Here is a 5,040-nt window from a genome sequence, read left to right as displayed (position 1 = left end):
TGTGAAGATCCTCCACGACCAGTGGTTCCTGGAGTACAGCGACCCGTGCTGGAAGGAGCAGGTGAAGACCCAGCTCGAGCAGATGGCGCTCGTCCCGCCCGAGGTGCGAACCGAGTTCGACCGGACGGTCGACTGGCTGAAGGACTGGGCCTGCACCCGGCGGGTGGGGCTCGGCACGAAACTCCCCTGGGACCCGACCTGGATCATCGAGCCGCTCTCGGACTCGACAGTCTACATGGCCTACTACACGATCGCCCACCACTTAAAAGCCATCCCGCCGGAGAACCTGACCCCGGAGGTCTTCGAGTACATCTTCAAGGGCGAGGGGAACCCCGAGACCGTTGACCGGGAGACTCTCGACCGCCTCAGGAGCGAGTTCCTCTACTGGTACCCCTACGACTACCGGTTCTCGGCTAAGGACCTCATCTCAAACCACCTCACGTTCCAGCTCTTCCACCACCGGGCCGTCTTCCCGGCGGAACTGCAGCCGAGGGGCATGGTGGTCTTCGGGATGGGCCTCTTGAACGGGGCGAAGATGTCTTCGAGCAAAGGAAACGTCTTCCTGCTCGAGGACGCCGTGGAGGAGTTCGGTGCCGATACCGTCAGGATGTTCCTTGTCGGGAGCGCGGAACCCTGGCAGGATTTTGACTGGCGAAACGAACTCGTCTCGTCGACAAGAAAGCAGATCGAGCGGTTCTGGAACACGGTCGATGAAGCTAGAGGGGTCCAAGACGCCTCCGATATCGATGCCTGGCTCGCGAGCAGGCTTCAGCGCCGCATCGAGAGCACGACCACTGCACTCGACTCGTTCCAGACCCGGCAGGCACTGCAGGAAGCGTTCTTCGGCGTGGAGGCCGACCTGAAGTGGTACCGTCGCCGCCTTCCCGAGGGCGCAACCGGCGGGGCCGTGATGCAGGATCTCTGCCGCACATGGGTGCGGCTGCTCGCCCCCATCATCCCCTTCACCTGCGAGTCGCTCTGGAGCGATATCGGCGGGGAAGGCATGGTCTCCTTTGCCCCCTGGCCGGAGGTGGACGAGTGCCGGGTCAATCCGGAGATCGAACTTGCCGAGGAACTCCTCGCACGGACGGTCGAAGATATCGAGTCGATCGTGAAACTCATCCCGATGGAGCCCGCGTCCATCAGCCTCTTCGTCGCCCCCGCCTGGAAACACGAGGCCTTCCGGATCATCGCGGCCTCGGCCGACAAGACGAGGGTGATGCGCGAGATCATGCAGAACGATGGAATGCGCAAGCGCGGCCGCGAGGCGACGGATGCGGCGAAGCAGATCACGAAGCTCGTCCTGAAACTCCCGCCCGAACTCGTGAAGCAGTTCGCGGCCTCCAGCCTCGACGAACAGGCAGTCCTCGAGGGCGCTCGCTCGTTCCTGGAGCATGAGTTCGGCGTGCCGGTGACGGTCCAGAACGCCGAAGCGAGCACGCACCCGAAGGCGTCGGGGGCCCTGCCCTTCAAGCCGGCGATTGTGATAGAATAGTACCCTCTTTTTTCTTCAGAGACGCCTGCCGGCCTTCGATTCACTTTCGCCCTGCAGGGATCAAGTAAATCCACCTGCCCGGAGACCGTGAATACGCCAGTGTGCGTCTCCGGCGGACTGTCCGCAGGGATGCAGAGAGGCAGAGTGTGGAGAGATGATCGAGTCAAGGTGCGGGATACTCTGCGGGAAGTGCGGATACCGGGCAAAGGCGGGCTGCAAGGGATGTAAAGCGATCGACAAGCCGTTCTGGGGTGAGAGTTGCCCCCTGAAAGTCTGCTGCGAGGCGAAGGGGATCGAGAACTGCGGCAGGTGTGATGTGTTTCCCTGCGAACAGCTGGTAGCGTTCGCGTTCGACGCGAACCAGGGCGACGGCGGGAGAAGGATCGAACAGTGCAGAACCTGGTGCAGGGAGGCGAGGTGAGTCCGTATGGCGTCGACGCCGGAGTTCGTGGAGTTCGTGGCCGAACAGCTCGGCGATGCCGGGGTCATCACCTACAGGAAGATGTTCGGGGAATACGGGGTTTACTGCAATGGGAAGTTCTTCGCCTGTGTCTGCAACAACCAGTTCTTTGTCAAGATCACGGAGGCCGGGAAGGAGTTCATGCCGGACGGCGAGACCGCACCCCCATACGAAGGTGCCAGACCGTACTTCCTGATCGACGAGCTGGACGACCGTGAGTTCTTGAAGGAACTGGTGCAGAGAACCTGTGCCGCACTCCCGGCACGAAAACCCGGAAAGAAGATGGACAGGTGAGAAGTAACACAACAACAGGTTGTAGAGCCCGCAAAAAAAGAAGTCATACCGGGCCGAAGAGAAGGAACCGGCTATTCCTTTCCTTTCAGGGCCTGCTGCGCCTTCTTCGCCCGCTCTTTTGCCGTATACCCGGTCACCTGCTGGAGGTAGTTCCGGAACCGGCGGTTGGTGTCGATGATCGTCTCATCATCGGCATCTTTGTTTGCCTCGGTATCAACGATCAGGGTCTTTCCCCCTGCACCGGACCAGACTTCAAGACGACGAAGCGCTCCGTAAGTGACTGTGTAGTGGCCGTCACCCGATGCCGCGGGTTCGGTCCCGAACTGGTCGCGAAGACCCTGAATCATGGATTCCGCAAGAGATTTCGTGTATCCGCGCTTGATCTGGTATTCCTGCATAATATTTTTAAGGGACAGCCAACTATGTTAAACTAATCCGAGGTTGAGTGGTTGGTTCCATGGATGATATAAAGGTCATATCCAGAGCGCTTGCCGGCGCCGAAAAAACGGTGTTGATCGGGTTCCCCGGCAGCGGACTCGTCGGGAGTATTGCCTTGCAGTACCTCGTTGAACAGATGGACTTCGAGCAGATCGGGACAATCACCAGCAAATACTTTCCGCCGGTCGCTCTCATGACAAAGGGCGTGATCAACGCGCCCGTACGCCTCTACGAGAAGGATAACCTCGCCGCGGTCATCTCCGACGTCCCCATCCACCCGATGATCTGCTACGAGGTGGCGAACGGCATCATGGACTGGCTCACCCGGTTTGATATCAAGGAGATCACCACGATTGCGGGGATCATCACGAACGAGCCGGAGAAGAGGGTCTTTGGAGTCGCTACCACTCGTGAGATCTTGCAGCGTCTTGAAGAAGAGACGATCATCCTCCCGATGGGGAGCCTCTCCGGCATCGCGGCAAGCATCCTCACGGAGTGCAAGACACGAGGCATACCGGGGCTCGGGCTTCTCGGGGAGACAGTGAACACCCCCGATCCACGGTCTTCCGCGGCCACGATCGAGGTCTTAAACAAGATCTACAACATCAGCCTGGACATCAACCCACTACTCGAACAGGCGGTGGAGATCGAGGCGGCCATGGCCCAGATCTCCGAGCAGGTGCAGAAGACCGAGGCCACCCCGAGAAGAGAGCAGTTGCCGATGTACGGGTGATTGGCCATGAAGCACACAGCATTAACAGGAATATCGCCGGCAGTCATTGCTGAACTCAAGAGCGGCAAGGCCCGCACTCTCGAGTTGAGCAGCGCCCACAACATCATCTCGCTGACCGAGACCGCCCCGGGGGAGTGCATCTTCATGACGTCGGTCAACGAGGAAGACCTCTCGCCCGGAGATGCGGGGATTATGGTAGACCTCCTCGTCCTCAACATCAGCATGAAACGGATCGAGTTCGTCAACCCGTTCTTCTTCGAGGAGCGGGAGCGGATGTCGGCCCGGATCAAGGTCCAGTTCCGGGGAACGACCATCGCCCGCGACGTGGAAGGGCGGAAGTGGGGAGATCCAACCAAGGTCGAGATCATCAGGTCGGCGTGTTACCGGGCCGGCTGATACACCTTTCTTTTTCGGTGCGACGGGCCGAAGAGCCGGAGCTCGAGCACCGCAAGGTGTGCACACAGCCGGCCCCTCAAAGAGTTAATATCCCCGGACCGCCAAAATGTATGGGAACCAGGAGGGTCTGTGGCTTAGCCAGGACATAGCGCCGGGCTTCTAACCCGGACGTCGGGGGTTCGAATCCCCCCAGGCCCGTCGGATTTGTGAGTTGTTCGCCGTAAGAGAAATACAGGCATCCGGTCCATGGAATACTCCTCGCTGCACGCGATAGAACCTGCCCAGTCAATGCAAAGATTCCTGCTAACGCACCCCCCGGCCGGAACCACGAAGTTGATGACGGCAGACGGCCAACGACATCCCATGCAGCACGAAACGGTCAGGCTGACCGGCAAAGACGCCGACGGGTACGTCATCCCCCCTCGGCCCGGTAAACCTCGTGGCGGTGGTGACCGATGCAGGGATGGTCGGTTGCGGCGCGTTCGACGTCGATGCGCTTGAGAAGTTCGGATACCCCGCAGCCCGTGTCAAACCCGCAGGAAGCGCATCCTCGATCGAGACCATCGAGGACCTCCTCCGCGGCGAGATCAAGGGGGCGAACCGGTATGCATGCGAGCGCGGGGTCGCCGTCGGCATGACCGGGAGAGAGGCGCTCGACCGCCTCTAGGACATCCGGACTAATTCCATTGATTTTTCTAAAACACGCCCCTGCTATCTCCTCGCCCTCCCCCACAGCACCCACAGTTTCAAATATAAGATGGTGCCCAATGGCTGCTCGTGAAACGGGGCCCCATCTCCACCGGAACGGCGACGGTCTGTGCCATCATCATAGCCACAGTGATGATGACCGTCGTCGCCGGAGTTCTCCTCCTGTCCGGCGAGACAGCAAGGATCACGGTCCCCGGGGTCTCTCCCGCCTCCCCGGTGGAGGCCGTCGCCAGCCATGCCGGGACGCCGGTGATACGGATAACAGGGAGCACGATCAACTTCACGGAGTGCCGGGTCTACCTCACCGACCCCGACGGAGTTCTCCATAACGTGGAGACCGCGATACTCGGGAACGCAACCCTCGCTGACGGAAGGGCTGCATACATCTTTTGTCTCCTTACAGACGACCCGGCCGCATCCGGCTACTGGATCACCGATGAGCCCAATATAGTCTTTTCAGCCGCCTACCATCCCGGCGTCCGGCCGTTCTCGCCCGACGGCGAGTGGCGGGTCGTC

Annotated in this window: 8 protein-coding genes and 1 tRNA gene; 8 read left to right on the top strand and 1 reads right to left on the bottom strand. The window is 60.4% G+C overall.

The genetic code is table 11. The annotated features are described in order from the left end of the window. The 3 genes from PLN84_RS11835 to PLN84_RS11825 all read left to right on the top strand — a co-directional run. Nucleotides 1-1,495: class I tRNA ligase family protein (locus PLN84_RS11835; RefSeq protein ID WP_348532099.1), on the top strand; the 1,495-nt coding region annotated here is incomplete at its 5' end. Nucleotides 1,496-1,649: 154 nt separating this feature from the next. Then, entirely contained in the window at nucleotides 1,650-1,916 is a 267-nt protein-coding gene (locus PLN84_RS11830) for a DUF3795 domain-containing protein (protein ID WP_292386466.1), read from the top strand. A 6-nt stretch (nucleotides 1,917-1,922) separates the two neighbouring features. Continuing rightward, nucleotides 1,923-2,249 (top strand): TfoX/Sxy family protein, encoded by a 327-nt coding sequence (locus PLN84_RS11825; protein ID WP_292386465.1) that lies wholly within the window; start codon nucleotides 1,923-1,925, stop codon nucleotides 2,247-2,249. Nucleotides 2,250-2,320: 71 nt separating this feature from the next. Here PLN84_RS11825 and PLN84_RS11820 read toward each other — a convergent pair whose 3' ends face one another. After that, entirely contained in the window at nucleotides 2,321-2,647 is a 327-nt protein-coding gene (locus PLN84_RS11820; protein ID WP_292386464.1) for a DUF5611 family protein, read from the bottom strand. A 59-nt stretch (nucleotides 2,648-2,706) separates the two neighbouring features. Between PLN84_RS11820 and PLN84_RS11815 the strand changes: the two genes are divergently transcribed. The 5 genes from PLN84_RS11815 to PLN84_RS11795 form a co-directional block, all read left to right on the top strand. Next, nucleotides 2,707-3,420 carry a proteasome assembly chaperone family protein gene (locus tag PLN84_RS11815; RefSeq protein WP_292386463.1) on the top strand — a complete coding sequence of 238 codons (714 nt, stop codon included), beginning with the start codon at nucleotides 2,707-2,709 and terminating at the stop codon, nucleotides 3,418-3,420. A gap of 6 nt (nucleotides 3,421-3,426) precedes the next feature. Beyond that, nucleotides 3,427-3,816, top strand: a complete 390-nt coding sequence (locus PLN84_RS11810; RefSeq protein ID WP_292386462.1) for a DUF473 domain-containing protein — start codon at nucleotides 3,427-3,429, stop codon at nucleotides 3,814-3,816. A 123-nt stretch (nucleotides 3,817-3,939) separates the two neighbouring features. Further along, nucleotides 3,940-4,014: transfer RNA gene (locus PLN84_RS11805), tRNA-Arg, on the top strand. A 241-nt stretch (nucleotides 4,015-4,255) separates the two neighbouring features. Continuing rightward, nucleotides 4,256-4,483 (top strand): YunC family protein, encoded by a 228-nt coding sequence (locus PLN84_RS11800; protein WP_348532098.1) that lies wholly within the window; start codon nucleotides 4,256-4,258, stop codon nucleotides 4,481-4,483. A 110-nt stretch (nucleotides 4,484-4,593) separates the two neighbouring features. Then, nucleotides 4,594-5,040: hypothetical protein (locus PLN84_RS11795; protein WP_348532097.1), on the top strand; the 447-nt coding region annotated here is incomplete at its 3' end.

The sequence above is a fragment of the Methanoculleus sp. genome (assembly GCF_035363275.1).
GTDB lineage: Archaea > Halobacteriota > Methanomicrobia > Methanomicrobiales > Methanoculleaceae > Methanoculleus.
This window is presented reverse-complemented; position numbering and strand designations above follow the sequence as displayed.